The sequence below is a fragment of the Yersinia enterocolitica genome (genome assembly GCA_002082245.2).
Lineage (GTDB): Bacteria > Pseudomonadota > Gammaproteobacteria > Enterobacterales > Enterobacteriaceae > Yersinia > Yersinia enterocolitica_E.
Genome location: NBTC02000002.1, coordinates 425,336 through 440,610, shown reverse-complemented (window position 1 = coordinate 440,610; position 15,275 = coordinate 425,336). Strand labels below are relative to the sequence as shown.

Genomic DNA, 15,275 nt, shown 5'->3' with positions numbered 1-15,275 from the left:
TGCTCTTTTTTACCTAGCTGGCAGCAACTTAATTATGACCGTAAGCCTGATTCTTGCCAAAGGACGTGAAAAGTCCTTACTTCGTCGCCATCCGTGGATCTTCTCTGGGGCCGTTCAACGCCTTGAGGGAAGTGCCCTGCCCGGTGAAACCCTCGATATCCTTGATAGCCAGGGTAAATGGCTGGCCCGTGCCGCCTACTCTCCTGAATCACAAATTTTGGCACGAGTCTGGACGTTCCAACAAGATGAAGTTATTGACCGCGAGTTCTTCATCCGCCGTCTACAGCAAGCGCAGAGCTGGCGTGATTGGCTGGCAAAGCGTGATGGTTTGAACGGCTATCGCCTGATCGCCGGTGAGTCTGATGGCCTGCCGGGTATCACCATAGACCGCTTCCAGAACTTTCTGGTATTGCAGTTACTGTCGGCCGGCGCTGAATATCAGCGGGAAACGCTGGTTAGTGCCTTACAACATTGTTACCCAGAATGCTCTATTTATGACCGCTCCGATGTTTCCGTACGTAAAAAAGAAGGCTTACCTCTGACGCAAGGTACAATCAGTGGTGAAATGCCGCCTGACCTGCTGCCAATAACCGAAAACGGCATGCAACTGTTGGTTGATATTCAGCACGGCCATAAAACAGGATTTTATTTAGATCAGCGCGATAGCCGCCTGGCGGCGCGTAACTACGCCGATGGTCGCCGTGTTCTGAACTGTTTCTCTTATACCGGTGCCTTTGCTGTCGCAGCGCTGATGGGAAATTGTAAGCAAGTTATCAGCGTTGATACGTCACAAGCTGTACTGGATATAGCCAAACAAAACATTGAACTCAACCAGTTGGATTTGAGCAAAACCGAATTCATTCGGGATGATGTGTTCCAATTGCTGCGTAACTACCGCACGCAAGGGGAAAAGTTTGACATGATCATTATGGACCCACCGAAGTTTGTGGAGAACAAAAGTCAGTTGGCAAGTGCGTGTCGTGGCTACAAAGATATTAATATGTTAGCGATACAATTATTGCGCCCAGGCGGGATCTTGTTAAGTTTCTCCTGCTCTGGTTTGATGCCAACAGATTTATTCCAGAAAATTTTGGCCGATGCTGCGTTAGATGCAGGGCATGATATACAATTTATAGAACAGTTCCGTCAGGCAGCGGATCACCCGGTTATCGCGACATATCCAGAAGGTCTGTACCTGAAAGGGTTCGCGTGCCGGATAGTATGACTTGAAATGCCCTACACTGCCCTCATATAGAAGGCAGAGTAATGTTTCTCAGGAGGTTATCATGATTGCCAGCAAATTTGGTATTGGGCAGCAGGTCCGCCACAGCCTACACGGCTATTTGGGTGTAGTGATTGATATCGATCCTGAATATTCTCTCGAGCCACCGGAACCTGATGAGGTTGCAAACAACGCTATGTTGCGTTCGTCACCTTGGTATCACGTGGTTATTGAGGATGATGAGGGGCAACCGATACACACCTATCTAGCTGAAGCGCAACTAACCTATGAAGATATGGATGCTCACCCAGAGCAACCTTCATTGGATGAACTGGCGGCGTCCATCCGCCATCAGCTACAGGCTCCGCGTCTACGCAACTAAATCTTGAGATTTATCGATAAAACCCGGCGCTTAGTACCGGGTTTTTTATCGCCAAAATTAGCAACGTCGCGTATCACTGTTTTTCTAATCCCAGGCGCGGTATTTCAATCTTCGGACAACGGTCCATCACCACCTTTATTCCCGCATCTGCCGCCAAGGTAGCCGCCAACTCATTAATAACACCAATTTGTAACCACAGAACCTTGGCGCCGATAGCAATAGCATCTTGCGCAACGCCGTATGCAGCCTCGGCATTACGGAAAACATCCACCATATCGATAGCATGAGGAATATCCGCCAGTTCTGCATATGCCTGCTGGCCCAATAATGATTTCCCCGCCAATTTAGGGCTAACAGGCGTGACTTGATACCCCTGCTGTAGCAGATAAGCCATAACACCATAACTTGGCCGCGATGGGTTATCACTCGCCCCGACTAATGCAATTGTTTTTACCTGTTGGAGAATGTCAGCAATATCTTTATCGTGCATTTTTCAGTTCCTCTGATGCGCTAAAAGAATATCCCAATCCATGTGCACCCGGAGGGATACTACCAATATTAGGCGATCCTCTAAGTGTACATCATGGGGAAAATGGATCATAAATGCGGTCAGATTGATTTGGTTTAAGAGATGTCGCAGTAATTACTGTTAGAGTGCCGGCTTTATCCTTATAATTCATCATGATAAAAACGTTATATTTATACTGATCATTTCAAAAAGTAAATAAATGTGGGCGAACGGAAAGACTTTGACACATAATCTAGCCTGTCTGACAATGTACGCGGATATCACCCTCAGGAGCAGCACATGAAATTTGGTCTGGTGGTCGTAGGGATTTTGGCCGTTTGCTGTAGTGCTTCAGCTATCGCCACGACCTTAAAACTCGCGCCGGAAATTGACCTGTTGGTGGTCGATGGGAAAAATATGTCAGGATCCTTGCTAAAAGGAGCCGATAGCTTGGAATTAAACAGCGGTCAGCATCAAATTCTGTTCAAAGTGGCTAAACCACTGCCAGCCGATCCGAAAGTGTTGTATGCCTCTCCGCCATTAGTGGTGGTGTTTAATACCCGCAATGTTCGTTCAGTCGCCATAAAATTACCGGTCATTGATACCGAACGAGATGGGCATAAGTTTTCTAAAAACCCGGTATATCAGCTTATTGGAGATAATGGCCGCCCATTATCTGTGCGCCACGATGTATTACATCAGGACAATCTCAACACTGCCAGCACACTTGAAACTGCAATGGCCAGTTATAATGTTGGCCAATTTAGTGCTTCAGTTCCCTCTTTTGCCACCATTCCACCGTCAACTGTGAGTGCGGTGCCGGGGACCACTATTGCCGTGGCAGGGACAAATACCGCGCAGAATACCACCAGCCTGCAAGGGGAAAATGTTGCCGAACAGATGCTGCAATATTGGTTCCTGCAAGCCAACGCCGAAACTCAACAACGCTTCCTACTCTGGGCTAAAAAGCAACCGGGCAAATGATCCGTTTACGATAAGGCGGTTCTTAAACATCAGGTTATGCTTGTTTCCTCGCATTTCTTTGCGTTACCGCTATGCACAAAATCTCCGTTTCAGTAATCTGTTAGCAAACCGCTAGCATTTATTGAAGGATATCTTGATGGAACTGACTACCCGCACTATTGCGGTACGCAAGCATATTGCCCTTGTTTCCCACGATCACTGCAAAAAATCGCTGCTCGAATGGGTTATGGAAAATAAACAACTGCTGTCCCAGCACGAACTTTATGCCACAGGTACCACCGGAAACCTGGTACAAAAAGCCACCGGCATTGACGTTAACTGTTTACTAAGTGGTCCGATGGGGGGAGATCAAGAAGTGGGTGCGCTGATATCAGAGAAAAAAATCGATATTTTGATTTTCTTCTGGGACCCACTGAATGCTGTGCCGCATGATCCCGATGTGAAAGCCCTACTACGTCTGGCAACAGTCTGGAATATACCTGTCGCCACCAACCGCTCGACCGCAGACTTCTTAATTGGTTCTAACTTGTTTAGCAGCGAAGTTACCATCGCAATCCCTGATTATGATCATTACTTAAAACAGCGACTGCAATAAGCATTACGCCCGGTGCCACAACCACCGGGCGTAATGTATGCGATAGCTCCGTTAAGGTTTACGCTGAACAGGAACACCTAACTCGCTAAGTTGCTTAACAAAAATAGAGGGTTTTGCTGTATCTTGCAGTAACCAGACCTGGTGCTTCGCACGAGTCATTGCGACATATAATAAACGCCGCTCCTCCGCATCTGGGAAATCTTCCGGTGCCGGTAACAGCACATCTTCCACAATTGATTCCCGCGCTACTGCCGGAAAACCATCATTACCTTCATGCAGCCCTGCAATAATCACATAGTCGGCTTGCTGCCCTTTACTGGCATGAATAGTCATAAAATCAATCGTCAGTTTTGGCCAGCGAGTTGCCGCTTTTTGCAAAATCTCAGGCCGTAAATGGTGATAGCGGGCCAAAATCAAAATGCGCTCATCATCCTTAACAAAACCGCTTAATTTATCCAGCAAGGTGTCAAGCTGTTGGTCCGGTAAAATGATGACTGACTTTTTGTTACCTTTACTCAAGCTGTTAAGTGGCTTTTTCAATTGATGTGGGTTTTGCTGAATAAACCGGTTCGCAATTTCACCGATCCTATCATTAAAGCGGTAAGTGGTATCCAAGGCACATTCAGCCCCTTCACCGAAGTACTGGCTAAAAGCTGTAGTGAGCGAGAGCTGCGCGCCACTAAACCGATAAATCGCCTGCCAATCATCACCCACCGCAAATAAACAGGTTTGCTTATTTTGTTTGCGCAGTGCTGCCAGCAGCATAGCGCGTTGCGGTGAGATATCCTGAAACTCATCCACCAAAATATGCTTCCACGGACTAACAAAACGCCCTTTATCCAGTAAGTTAACTGCCTGATGAATCAAGCCGGAGAAATCAACCGCACCTTCTTCTTTCAACGCCGTTTTCCACGCTTTCAATAACGGTGCCATTAACCGTATACGTTTCTGGAAGAGATCACGCACTTCTTCATCGGCCTGCTCAATCATTTCGGCTTGACTACCACCGTGCATTCGCATCAGCCCTACCCAACGCCCCAGCCGCCCCGCCAATCTGGCTGCTAAACGTTTATCTTGCCAAAACTCACCCTCATCAACCTCCCACTCAAGCTCATCAGTTAGCCATTCACGCCACCCTTTTGCCTGCGCTTTTTTCTCACTACACTGCTGTTGCCAATTCTTAATCAATAACGATCTTCTGGCCTGGCTGTCTGATTCTAATTTACTGATTAGTGGTGTTTTACGGCTGCCTTGCTGGATAATCTGCAATGCCAGTGCATGGAAGGTTTTAGCCTGAATATCATCCACAGCTAACCGTTGCTTAATGCGATGATTCATCTCATCAGCCGCCTGACGGCCAAATGCGAGCAGTAAAATCTGCTCCGGTAATGCTTCATTACGGCGTAACAACCAACCGGCACGGGCTACCAGCACCGATGTTTTACCACTGCCGGCACCTGCCAGAACTAATACCGAGTCTTCGCCATTAACCACCGCCCGGCTTTGCGATTCATTCAGAGGGGAGGTTTCTACACTTTGGAAGAAATCTTGATGCTCTTCCAACATTCGGTTGGTCCATTGCTGATTCCGGCGTTCTACACTGCGACTACCTTGCTGCAACCAGCGCAAACAGATCTCATAATCTGCACGACAGGTCTCAAATTCGTTCAACCGCTGCACCGGTATTGGCAATGAGGCGAAAGCCTCGCGAATAGAGTGCTGCACCTGTCCTAACTCACTGCGTTTAAACCATTTATCCTGTTGCTCAATCCGCTTGATTGATTCCACTTGTTTATGTAAAACCTCAACACAAACCAAGCTCATCTCTTCACTCCATTGCTGCCAGATGCCCAGTAAATGTTGATAGAAACGTTGAGTTTCCTGCCATTCGGTGCCATGTAAACGGACAACTTGTTGGTCTGGCAATTCAAATTCCAGTTCGCCCCAGACAATACCGCGCTTACATTCAATGTTAACCAACTGGTTAAAAGGAATTAGGTACTGATGTTTATCACCGCATACTTCGATGCCAGCATTGAGCAAGCGCACCCGGTTGTAAGGGTGCTGAGCCAAATGCTTGCCAAAAGATGTCGCTTTAAGTTCCATATCTGCGCGCCATTACTCGTATTAAGTGAATTGAAATAACACAATGGAGTGTAAATAAAATAATTGAGTTTAAACAACAGGTATCCGATAGTTGACAACGGAAACTAACCCGCCCTATTCATATAGAATGGTTAGCGTTTGTTATCACTCATCCGCGTTGCGGTTTTTTTATTCAGCTAGGCAGATAAATCACTATGCGTACTGTACTGAATATTCTTAATTTTGTTTTAGGTGGTTTCTTCACCACACTGGGCTGGCTATTCGCCACAGTCGTCAGTGTCGTTCTGATTTTTACCTTACCATTAACGCGCTCTTGCTGGGAAATTACCAAATTATCATTTCTTCCTTATGGCAATGAGGCGATCCATGTCAATGAATTATACCCAGAAAAAAGTAATGCTCTGATAACTGCAGGCGGCTCGTTACTGAATATTGTCTGGTTCATTTTATTTGGTTGGTGGCTGTGTTTATCCCATATCGCCACAGGGATTGTGCAATGCATAACCATCATTGGTATCCCGGTCGGTATTGCCAATTTTAAAATTGCTGCTATTGCTTTGTGGCCCGTGGGCCGCCGTGTCGTTTCAGTCGAAATGGCACAGCAAGCGAGAATGGCTAACGCTCAACGCCAATATCAGCAACGCTGAATTTTCAGTTTTAGAGGTTTTTTGTGCTCACTTTCGTCACTGGTTTACGCCGTTATGTCTACAATAGTAGCCTGCTTTATCATGCCCGTATTTTTATCGCGTTGGCGGGAGTAACGGCGGTTCCGTGGTGGATTGGTCAGCCCAAACTGACAATTCCGTTAACACTCGGTGTCGTCGCGGCAGCACTTACTGATCTTGATGACCGCCTGACAGGGCGATTACGCAATTTATTCATTACGCTGATCTGTTTTTTTGTCGCGTCCGCATCGATAGAGTTGTTATTTCCTTATCCCTGGTTTTTTGCCCTCGGTCTGACCTTTTCAACCTGTGGTTTTATTCTGCTGGGGGCTTTGGGGCAACGCTATGCAACCATTGCCTTTGGCGCATTGCTAATTGCTATCTACACCATGTTGGGTACCTCGATGTACCATATCTGGTACCAACAGCCGCTACTGCTGCTGCTCGGAGCTGTTTGGTATAACGTACTGACCTTGTGCGGACACCTTATTTTCCCTATCCGCCCCTTGCAGGATAATCTAGCTCGTTGCTACCAGCAGCTTGCTCACTATTTGGAAGCAAAAGCTAATCTCTTCGATCCTGATATCGAATCTGATGTCGACCAGCCTCTTATTGATGTGGCGATGGCCAACGGCACACTGGTATCAACCTTAAATCAGGCCAAAGCCTCACTGGTGACTCGCTTGAAAGGTGATCGGGGCCAGCGTGGGACCAGACGGACACTTCACTACTATTTTGTCGCACAAGATATTCATGAACGCGCCAGCTCGTCACATGTCCAATATCAGGTTCTACGAGAGAAATTCCGTTACAGCGACGTGCTATTCCGCTTTCAGCGCTTACTGAGTATGCAAGCCAGAGCCTGCCTGCAACTTTCGCAATCCATTCTGATGAGACAAAAGTATCAGCATGATCCTCGCTTCGAGCGAGCCTTTACGTTTTTAGATGCGGCACTGGCCAGAGAACTCGCGCAAAACGAGAATATCCCGCAAGTTAAAGCCCTTTCCCACTTACTGAGAAATTTACGGGCTATTGATGCCCAATTGGCGGGAATTGAATCCGAACAAGTATTAGCCGAAGGCCCTCAGCCCGAGAGCCGTTTGTCTGACGACCACATTACCGGATGGAGTGATATCAAGCTGCGTATCAGCCGCCATCTCACCCCACAATCTGCACTATTTCGCCACGCAGTTCGCATGTCAGTGGTGCTATGTCTCGGTTATGCGTTTATTCAACTAACAGGCATGCGCCACGGCTATTGGATCCTACTGACCAGTCTTTTTGTCTGCCAACCTAACTATAATGCGACGCGCCGCCGCCTTGCATTGCGTATAATTGGCACGCTAGCGGGTATTCTTATTGGTTTGCCTATCCTGTATTTTGTGCCTTCCATTGAGGGGCAACTCATCCTTATTGTCATTACCGGGGTGCTATTTTTTGCTTTCCGTAATGTTCAGTATGCTCATGCAACGATGTTTATTACCCTGCTGGTTTTGCTCTGTTTTAACCTATTAGGGGAAGGATTTGAGGTTGCCGCACCTCGGGTATTTGATACCCTGCTAGGCTGTGCCATCGCCTGGGTAGCGGTGAGTTTTATCTGGCCGGATTGGAAGTTCCGCCACCTCCCTGCGGTGGTTCATAAAACGCTGAATGCCAACTGCCGCTATTTGGATGCAATTCTGGTGCAATACTATCAAGGCAAAGATAATAGCCTGCCCTACCGTATAGCCCGCCGTGATGCACATAATTGCGACGCGGAGTTAGCCTCAGTGATCTCAAATATGTCTGCCGAACCCAAAAATGACAAAGAAACTCAGGAGGCAGCATTCCGATTGCTCTGTCTGAACCACACGATGCTGAGCTATATATCCGCGCTGGGTGCTCATCGAGAGAAACTGAGCAACACCGCCACCCTGAATCTGCTTAATGATGCGATTTGTTATGTCGAGGGTACACTTGAGCAAGAGCAGCCTGACAGCGCGAAAATGGCCCAGGTGCTAGCCAGCTTATCTACCCGGCTACAGAACTGTAATCCTGAGCCGGAGAGCAAAGACCAATTGGTTTTACAACAAATAGGTTTATTGCTTGAACTGTTACCTGAACTCAGTGAACTGAATAGGCACATCAGCCAGACTAATTAAGATTGGGGCCATTCCCGATGGCCCCGCTATGCTGTTTCAAACTGCGTAATGTTGGGCGAACGGATGTGTATCTCAAACCATTCAATAAGTTCACTACGCATCAATAAAGGCAGCACAGCATAATGGTGGCCACTTATCGCCCCAGCAAGCGCCAATAATACATTAACCCCGAGTGAGCGCCTTAATGCACGTAACTTCAGATAACAGCATTTGGCCCCTTCACGCCGCAGTTCCGCCGCATTCTTGATGCCGGCTTTCCACAATAGTCGTTCAAGGCTGGCACTGAGATTCGGCAAATCTTTCAGACGAACTGTTGGCCCTTTTTTGCTTAAAATCTCAGCTTTCGCCCCTTGATAAGCGCGTGTAGCAAAATGACTTAGTGTGCACTCATCACTCCATAATGCAGAGTCTACCCAATAATAACGCAGCAATACCGGTAACCCGCGTTTAGCGTAGACAAAGTTACTCATCCCCCGACTGCGGAATAGCGTTTCTATCTTATTATTAGCGCGTAAATACAGTTCGCCGTCCGAAATCACCGCAAACATAATGCCGTTCGCCAATAGGCCATAGCCACCAAATTGCGAACGAACTGTGATCTTGCCTAAAAAATCGAAACGATCCTGTGCTTGCATGATTTTGTTTTCTGATGCGTTTTCCATAACTACTCCTTTAGTAAAAATCCAATCCAACGTCCCTATCCAGTTGCAATAAGTGTAAGAGGAACAACCAATTAAAAAATACGCAATATGGATTACCTAGCCAAACACAAAATGAATTTGCACGGATTTACATCACAATTATGCGAAGCGTCTTGTAAAAATTTAGTTGATCTTCGAACAAACAGTGACTACTGTATATGCATACAGCACACTACAGGCGAGGTTCATAATGCGTACTCAATCACTAAAACCTTATAATGCTAATTATCATTCTCTTATTAGCCGTGAAACACCGGAAAGAGCTGATGCTCCAACAGATAGTGGCCTTATCAGTGAACTTGTGTACAGTGAAAACCAGCCTGCGGTAACTCAGTTATTGCTTCCTTTATTGCAACAACTTGGTAAGCAGTCTCGGTGGCTTTTATGGCTGGCCCCACAACAGAAATTAAGTCGTTTATGGTTACAGCATTCAGGCTTACCAATAGATAAAGTCGTTCAGTTACGGCAAATCAATCCATTGTCGACTGTTGATGCAATGGAGAAGGCATTATTGACGGGAAATTACAGTGTCGTTCTTGGTTGGCTACCGGAGTTGTCAGAAAATGATCGAATCAGATTACGTTTGGCAGCAAAGTTAGGGAATGCTTATGGGTTTGTTATGCGTCCGTTGAATGACATAAAACTGAACCAAGGACAGTGCGCAACGTTAAAAATTCATTCTTCTTTGTATCATTAAGTAAATTTAGGATTTATCCCATGAATTATTACAATATTTAGCGCTTACTCCTGTAAAACCGGCATAAAGCGAGTCGGAATGCGGCTTGCAGCAGAAAATAACGTCTAGAAAACGCGGGTTTTTACCGCTAAATCGTTAAAGATAATGCACTATTTCGCTTTTTTTTCAGGCGGTTTATCACATCACACTTGTAACTTTCTCGCCACGTTGTAGACTTTACATCGCCAAGGTTGCTCTAAAACGCCAAATTATACTGGCAGCGTGATTAACGGGAGCGTTAAAACCTTGGCGAAGAATTTTAACCAAGGGCTTAGCTTTTTAAAGCTCATTGCCTATTTGGATGATAACGAGGCGTAAAATGAAAAAGACAGCTATCGCATTAGCAGTGGCACTGGCTGGTTTCGCTACAGTAGCGCAAGCCGCACCGAAAGATAACACCTGGTACACCGGTGGTAAACTGGGTTGGTCCCAGTATCAAGATACTGGCACTGGCGGTATCTATGGCAACGTTGGCAACGACGGTCCTACCCATAAAGACCAACTGGGTGCTGGTGCGTTCTTGGGTTACCAAGCAAACCAATACCTGGGCTTTGAAATGGGATACGACTGGCTTGGCCGTATGCCTTACAAAGGCGACGTAAATAACGGCGCATTCAAAGCACAAGGCGTACAGCTGGCTGCTAAACTGAGCTACCCAATTGCTCAGGACTTGGACCTGTACACCCGTCTGGGTGGTCTGGTTTGGCGCGTAGATTCTAGCGCTTACGATGCTCCTACTGATAGCCGTGCTAGCAACCATGACACCGGTGTTTCTCCACTGGTAGCGCTGGGTGCAGAATATGCATGGACCAAAAACTGGGCAACCCGTATGGAATACCAATGGGTTAGCAACATCGGTGATAAAGCTACCGTTGGTGCTCGTCCAGACAATGGCATGCTGAGCCTGGGTGTTTCTTACCGTTTCGGTCAGGAAGATGCAGTAGCGCCAGTAGTTGCTCCAGCACCAGCTCCAGCTCCAGTTGTTGACACTAAGCGTTTCACACTGAAATCTGACGTGCTGTTCGCTTTCAACAAAGCAACTCTGAAACCAGAAGGCCAGCAAGCTCTGGACCAACTGTATGCACAACTGAGCTCTATCGATCCTAAAGACGGTTCTGTAGTTGTTCTGGGCTTCGCTGACCGTATCGGTCAACCAGCACCGAACTTAGTTCTGTCTCAGCGTCGTGCTGACAGCGTGCGTGATTACCTGGTTTCTAAAGGTATCCCTGCTGACAAAATCACCGCTCGCGGTGAAGGTCAAGCAAACCCAGTTACTGGTAACACCTGTGACAACGTGAAACCACGTGCTGCTCTGATCAATTGCCTGGCACCAGATCGTCGCGTAGAGATCGAAGTTAAAGGCTACAAAGAAGTTGTAACTCAGCCACAGGCTTAAGTTTACTCCTTTCGTAAAAAACCCCGCATTGCGGGGTTTTTTTTGTCATCAATGATAACAAACCAGGCCACATCTCTTTTCTTAATGGCTCTATATCAATATCAACTTTTATCTAATTCATACCAAGACAGGTTAAATCTCTTTACCGAGAATATCCTGTAAGTCCTGTTTCAAAGATGACATCTGGTTGGCATATTTCTCTTTACGCTCAGCATCTTCAATTAACTGCACCACTGTATCTGACAGAGTATTGCCACGGCGCCGGGCTAGAGCTGCCAAACGCTGCCAAACCAGAAATTCCAGATCGATCGACTTTTTGCGCGTATGCTGATGCTCAGCATTGAAATGGCGCTTACGTCTGGCGCGGATAGTCTGCTTCATCCGCGTCGCCAGTTGTACGTTCATATGAGTGTCAATCCACTCCAGCACCTTTACTGGTTCACTTTCCAGTTTCATCAATTGCTCTACTGCGTCTGTAGCTGCACTGTTTTCAATGTGGCGGGTAATGGCTTCACCTTCACGGTGTTTTTTTACCAAATACGCCCATTTCCAACCACTTTCCAGATTTTCCAGTTGTTGATATTTCATCGTGAGCTCTTTAGTGACCGTGTAACTTAAGTCAAGCATAACAGTTTTACGCAGAATTTCACCCTACTAAAAGCCTATGATTAGTTTGTTTTTTGTACGGAATACTGCCGATGTCTTACTCCTTGCTACCAACTGCCACTCTACGTATATGCAGCCTGCTTTATTCTTGTATAATCGCCCTTTCCCTTTTTGACGATTGCATCTATTACTTTGACCAATAACCGACTTGAATGGCAGTCAATGCTGCCGAACGCAACGCCCTATGAAGCGTTATTTACTACTGCCTCCCAGTTGGAGCCGGTTTCTTTCTCGGCGATTCAGCCCCGGTTAGAGAATGGCATGACGCTATTTTGTCATCCACAATCTCAACCGCGTTTTATGCTGATTAAAGCACAGGAGAGTACTGAGTATCTGGCATTGATCGCGCAGGCAGTTAAAGAGCTGCAACCTGAAGCCTCTGCCGTGTTTGGTGGCGATTATCAGATTGATACCAATCTAGTGACCTGGCAGCCGGCACAACGTGGTGACGAGCCTTTTGCGGCACATTCACGCTGTCTCTATCAGGAATGGATAGAACCAGAACAACTGTTTGGTTGTGTTAGATGGCATAAAGATCAAATCAGTCTGCAACCCGGCTTGGTTCATCAGGCTAATGGCGGCATATTGATCCTGTCAGTACGGGCATTACAAGCTCAACCACTGATGTGGCTGCGTCTGAAACAGATGATTGTCCAGCAGCGCTTCGATTGGTTGTCACCTGATGAAACTCGCCCTCTGCCAGTACACATTCCCTCTATGCCACTGGATCTGCGCCTGATTCTCGTTGGCGACCGTCTGGGCCTTGGCGATTTCCACGATATGGAACCCGAGTTAGGTGAATTGGCTATCTATGGCGAGTTCGAAGTCGAGCTGCCGCTGGTCGATATCGATGGCATGACCCTATGGTGTGGCTATATCAATGCGTTATTGCAGGAAAAGCAGTTGCCATCTTTATCTGCCGATGCCTGGCCAGTTCTGTTTCGTCAGGCAGTGCGCTACAGCGGTGATCAGGGCAGTCTGCCGCTGTGCCCAGTATGGCTAACTGGCCAGTTGGCAGAAGCAGCGCTGTATGCTGAAGAAGAGTCAATTACAGCCAATGCGCTGGACATTGCCTTGAATGCCCGTGATTGGCGTAATAGTTATCTTGCTGAGCGGATGCAAGATGAGATTGAACTAGGGCAAATTTTGGTTGATACCGAAGGGTTAGTCGTCGGTCAGATTAATGGTTTGTCGGTACTGGAATACCCAGGTCACCCTTATGCTTTTGGCGAACCTGCACGTATCAGTTGTGTGGTTCACTTGGGTGATGGCGAGTTTGTTGACGTTGAACGTAAAGCAGAACTGGGCGGTAATCTACATGCTAAAGGCATGATGATTATGCAAGCATTCTTGATCTCAGAATTGGAACTTGATCAGCCGCTACCCTTCTCGGCTTCGATTGTTTTTGAGCAATCCTATGGTGAGGTCGATGGTGATAGCGCATCACTGGCCGAGCTTTGCGCCTTGATCAGTGCCCTTTCGCAGCAGCCTATCAACCAGCAAATTGCGGTCACAGGCTCTGTTGATCAGTTTGGTAATGTGCAGCCTATTGGCGGCGTAAATGAAAAGATCGAAGGCTTCTTCGAAGCTTGTCAGCGTCGCGGGTTGACGGGCACTCAAGGGGTGATTCTACCGACGACCAATGTCCGTCATTTATGCCTGAATCAGGCAGTGATTGAGGCGGTACAAAATGGTCAGTTCCATCTCTGGGCGGTTGATAGCGCCGCTGAAGCACTGCCGTTATTGACAGGCATGGTGTATGCCGACGAGCAGCAACCAAGCCTGTTAGGTATAATTCAAGAGCGAATCTCACAGGTTAATCCGCAGGACAGACACCGTTGGCCTTGGCCATTACGCTGGCTAAACTGGTTCAACCAGGGCTGATCGGACTTGCTCAGCGTACAGGTGTACGCTATTCTGCGCACTTCACTAAAATAAGGCTTACTGAGAACATGGTAGATAAACGCGAATCCTATACAAAAGAAGACCTTGAAGCATCAGGCCGTGGCGAACTGTTTGGCGCTGGCGGACCACCATTGCCAGCAGGCAATATGTTAATGATGGACCGTGTCGTCAAGATGACAGAAGACGGCGGTACCTATGGCAAAGGTTATGTGGAAGCGGAACTGGATATCAATCCAGATCTATGGTTCTTCGGTTGCCACTTTATCGGTGATCCTGTAATGCCAGGCTGCTTGGGCCTTGATGCTATGTGGCAATTGGTTGGGTTCTATCTTGGCTGGCTAGGTGGCGAAGGCAAAGGCCGCGCGCTGGGTGTCGGTGAAGTTAAATTCACCGGTCAGGTACTGCCTGAAGCCAAGAAAGTAACATATCGTATTAATTTTAAACGCGTTATTATGCGTAAATTAATTATGGGTGTCGCGGACGGTGAAGTTTTGGTTGATGGCAAAGTGATTTACACTGCCACCGACTTGAAAGTCGGTCTGTTTAAAGACACCAATACTTTCTAATATCTGTTATCCCTGTGCAGGGGCAGTTACTCCCCTGCACCATAATAATGATGCCACGAGGCATTTTTTTTAACCCAAGTGACTACAATAAATGTAGTCACCTGTTGAATGTTAATTTTCAGCCCACGCTCAGCCAAAGCCACAATAATGATGTGAGGAATGGAATGCAAAGAACCCGCCTTGAAGACATGCCTTGCCCGGTTGCCCGCTCTCTTGAACGCGTCGGCGAATGGTGGAGCATATTAATCATCCGCGATGCCTTTCAGGGGTTAACGCGGTTTGATGAATTTCAGCAAAGTTTGCAGCTATCACCCACTATCCTCACCCGCCGCCTAAAGTATCTGGTGGAAAGTGGAATCCTTGAAAAGCGGCTCTATAATCCGCGTCCTGCCCGCTATGAGTATTTACTGACTGAGCGTGGCAATGATTTTTTCCCAGTGATGGCGGCACTATTCCAGTGGGGTAATCAGCATTTTGCACCACTTGGTCCTGCGGTAGTTCTCGCAGATCGCCGTACGGGTAATCCGGTAGAAACTATCTTACTGGACAGAAATACCGGGCAACCTATTTGTGCACAAGATGTCACTCTTGCGGCAGGCTCCGTCAAGAGCGATATAATTAATAAACGGTTGGCACTGATGCATGGCAAACAGTCAATAGATACCAGGTAACAGTCTCACTCAATTAAGTCTCAAAAGGAAA

Annotated in this window: 15 protein-coding genes; 11 read left to right on the top strand and 4 right to left on the bottom strand. The window is 47.1% G+C overall.

Annotated elements, in window-relative coordinates; genetic code table 11:
• Positions 1-34: 34 nt before the first annotated feature.
• Together A6J66_003275 and A6J66_003270 are read left to right on the top strand one after the other, a co-directional pair.
• Positions 35-1,225, top strand: a complete 1,191-nt coding sequence (locus A6J66_003275) for a 23S rRNA (cytosine(1962)-C(5))-methyltransferase RlmI (GenBank protein PNM23301.1) — start codon at positions 35-37, stop codon at positions 1,223-1,225.
• A 61-nt stretch (positions 1,226-1,286) separates the two neighbouring features.
• Positions 1,287-1,604 (top strand): heat shock protein HspQ, encoded by a 318-nt coding sequence (locus A6J66_003270; protein ID PNM23300.1) that lies wholly within the window; start codon positions 1,287-1,289, stop codon positions 1,602-1,604.
• A 73-nt stretch (positions 1,605-1,677) separates the two neighbouring features.
• Here A6J66_003270 and A6J66_003265 read toward each other — a convergent pair whose 3' ends face one another.
• Positions 1,678-2,094, bottom strand: coding sequence for a CoA-binding protein (locus tag A6J66_003265; GenBank protein PNM23299.1), 417 nt, complete (start codon positions 2,092-2,094; stop codon positions 1,678-1,680).
• A gap of 333 nt (positions 2,095-2,427) precedes the next feature.
• Here A6J66_003265 and A6J66_003260 point away from each other — a divergent pair, with 333 nt between their 5' ends.
• Complete coding sequence (locus A6J66_003260) at positions 2,428-3,096, top strand: DUF2057 domain-containing protein (GenBank protein PNM26877.1); 669 nt, start codon at positions 2,428-2,430, stop codon at positions 3,094-3,096.
• 136 nt (positions 3,097-3,232) lie between these two features.
• The gene (locus A6J66_003255) at positions 3,233-3,691 is read left to right on the top strand and encodes a methylglyoxal synthase (GenBank protein PNM23298.1); all 459 of its coding nucleotides are present in this window, start codon (positions 3,233-3,235) and stop codon (positions 3,689-3,691) included.
• A 51-nt stretch (positions 3,692-3,742) separates the two neighbouring features.
• On the opposite strand, the gene A6J66_003250 is transcribed toward A6J66_003255, so the two are convergent.
• On the bottom strand, positions 3,743-5,797 hold the full coding sequence (locus A6J66_003250) for a DNA helicase IV (protein PNM23297.1): 2,055 nt from the start codon (positions 5,795-5,797) through the stop codon (positions 3,743-3,745).
• Positions 5,798-5,991: 194 nt separating this feature from the next.
• Between A6J66_003250 and A6J66_003245 the strand changes: the two genes are divergently transcribed.
• Entirely contained in the window at positions 5,992-6,444 is a 453-nt protein-coding gene (locus tag A6J66_003245) for a YccF domain-containing protein (GenBank protein ID PNM23296.1), read from the top strand.
• Positions 6,445-6,467: 23 nt separating this feature from the next.
• Entirely contained in the window at positions 6,468-8,603 is a 2,136-nt protein-coding gene (yccS, locus tag A6J66_003240; protein PNM23295.1) for a TIGR01666 family membrane protein, read from the top strand.
• A gap of 26 nt (positions 8,604-8,629) precedes the next feature.
• On the opposite strand, the gene A6J66_003235 is transcribed toward yccS, so the two are convergent.
• On the bottom strand, positions 8,630-9,265 hold the full coding sequence (locus tag A6J66_003235; protein ID PNM23294.1) for a DNA transformation protein tfoX: 636 nt from the start codon (positions 9,263-9,265) through the stop codon (positions 8,630-8,632).
• 229 nt (positions 9,266-9,494) lie between these two features.
• Between A6J66_003235 and A6J66_003230 the strand changes: the two genes are divergently transcribed.
• Positions 9,495-10,001, top strand: a complete 507-nt coding sequence (locus A6J66_003230) for a cell division inhibitor SulA (GenBank protein PNM23293.1) — start codon at positions 9,495-9,497, stop codon at positions 9,999-10,001.
• Positions 10,002-10,359: 358 nt separating this feature from the next.
• The gene (locus tag A6J66_003225; protein PNM23292.1) at positions 10,360-11,436 is read left to right on the top strand and encodes a porin OmpA; all 1,077 of its coding nucleotides are present in this window, start codon (positions 10,360-10,362) and stop codon (positions 11,434-11,436) included.
• A 132-nt stretch (positions 11,437-11,568) separates the two neighbouring features.
• On the opposite strand, the gene A6J66_003220 is transcribed toward A6J66_003225, so the two are convergent.
• The gene (locus A6J66_003220; GenBank protein PNM23291.1) at positions 11,569-12,024 is read right to left on the bottom strand and encodes a macrodomain Ter protein MatP; all 456 of its coding nucleotides are present in this window, start codon (positions 12,022-12,024) and stop codon (positions 11,569-11,571) included.
• Positions 12,025-12,213: 189 nt separating this feature from the next.
• On the opposite strand from A6J66_003220, the gene A6J66_003215 reads away from it, so the two are divergent.
• From A6J66_003215 to A6J66_003205, 3 genes are all read left to right on the top strand, one after another.
• Complete coding sequence (locus tag A6J66_003215) at positions 12,214-13,986, top strand: Lon protease family protein (GenBank protein ID PNM23290.1); 1,773 nt, start codon at positions 12,214-12,216, stop codon at positions 13,984-13,986.
• 68 nt (positions 13,987-14,054) lie between these two features.
• Positions 14,055-14,573, top strand: a complete 519-nt coding sequence (locus A6J66_003210) for a bifunctional 3-hydroxydecanoyl-ACP dehydratase/trans-2-decenoyl-ACP isomerase (GenBank protein ID PNM23289.1) — start codon at positions 14,055-14,057, stop codon at positions 14,571-14,573.
• A gap of 164 nt (positions 14,574-14,737) precedes the next feature.
• Complete coding sequence (locus A6J66_003205) at positions 14,738-15,244, top strand: transcriptional regulator (GenBank protein ID PNM23288.1); 507 nt, start codon at positions 14,738-14,740, stop codon at positions 15,242-15,244.
• Positions 15,245-15,275: the final 31 nt, after the last annotated feature.

Bases quoted from the DNA above. Each gene is read 5' to 3' on its own strand.
- A6J66_003245 (PNM23296.1), top strand. From the start codon at position 5,992: ATGCGTACTGTACTGAATATTCTTAATTTTGTTTTAGGTGGTTTCTTC.
- A6J66_003270 (PNM23300.1), top strand. From the start codon at position 1,287: ATGATTGCCAGCAAATTTGGTATTGGGCAGCAGGTCCGCCACAGCCTA.
- A6J66_003265 (PNM23299.1), bottom strand. From the start codon at position 2,094: ATGCACGATAAAGATATTGCTGACATTCTCCAACAGGTAAAAACAATT.
- A6J66_003220 (PNM23291.1), bottom strand. From the start codon at position 12,024: ATGAAATATCAACAACTGGAAAATCTGGAAAGTGGTTGGAAATGGGCG.
- A6J66_003205 (PNM23288.1), top strand. From the start codon at position 14,738: ATGCAAAGAACCCGCCTTGAAGACATGCCTTGCCCGGTTGCCCGCTCT.
- A6J66_003210 (PNM23289.1), top strand. From the start codon at position 14,055: ATGGTAGATAAACGCGAATCCTATACAAAAGAAGACCTTGAAGCATCA.
- A6J66_003275 (PNM23301.1), top strand. From the start codon at position 35: ATGACCGTAAGCCTGATTCTTGCCAAAGGACGTGAAAAGTCCTTACTT.
- A6J66_003230 (PNM23293.1), top strand. From the start codon at position 9,495: ATGCGTACTCAATCACTAAAACCTTATAATGCTAATTATCATTCTCTT.
- A6J66_003255 (PNM23298.1), top strand. From the start codon at position 3,233: ATGGAACTGACTACCCGCACTATTGCGGTACGCAAGCATATTGCCCTT.
- A6J66_003250 (PNM23297.1), bottom strand. From the start codon at position 5,797: ATGGAACTTAAAGCGACATCTTTTGGCAAGCATTTGGCTCAGCACCCT.
- A6J66_003235 (PNM23294.1), bottom strand. From the start codon at position 9,265: ATGGAAAACGCATCAGAAAACAAAATCATGCAAGCACAGGATCGTTTC.
- A6J66_003225 (PNM23292.1), top strand. From the start codon at position 10,360: ATGAAAAAGACAGCTATCGCATTAGCAGTGGCACTGGCTGGTTTCGCT.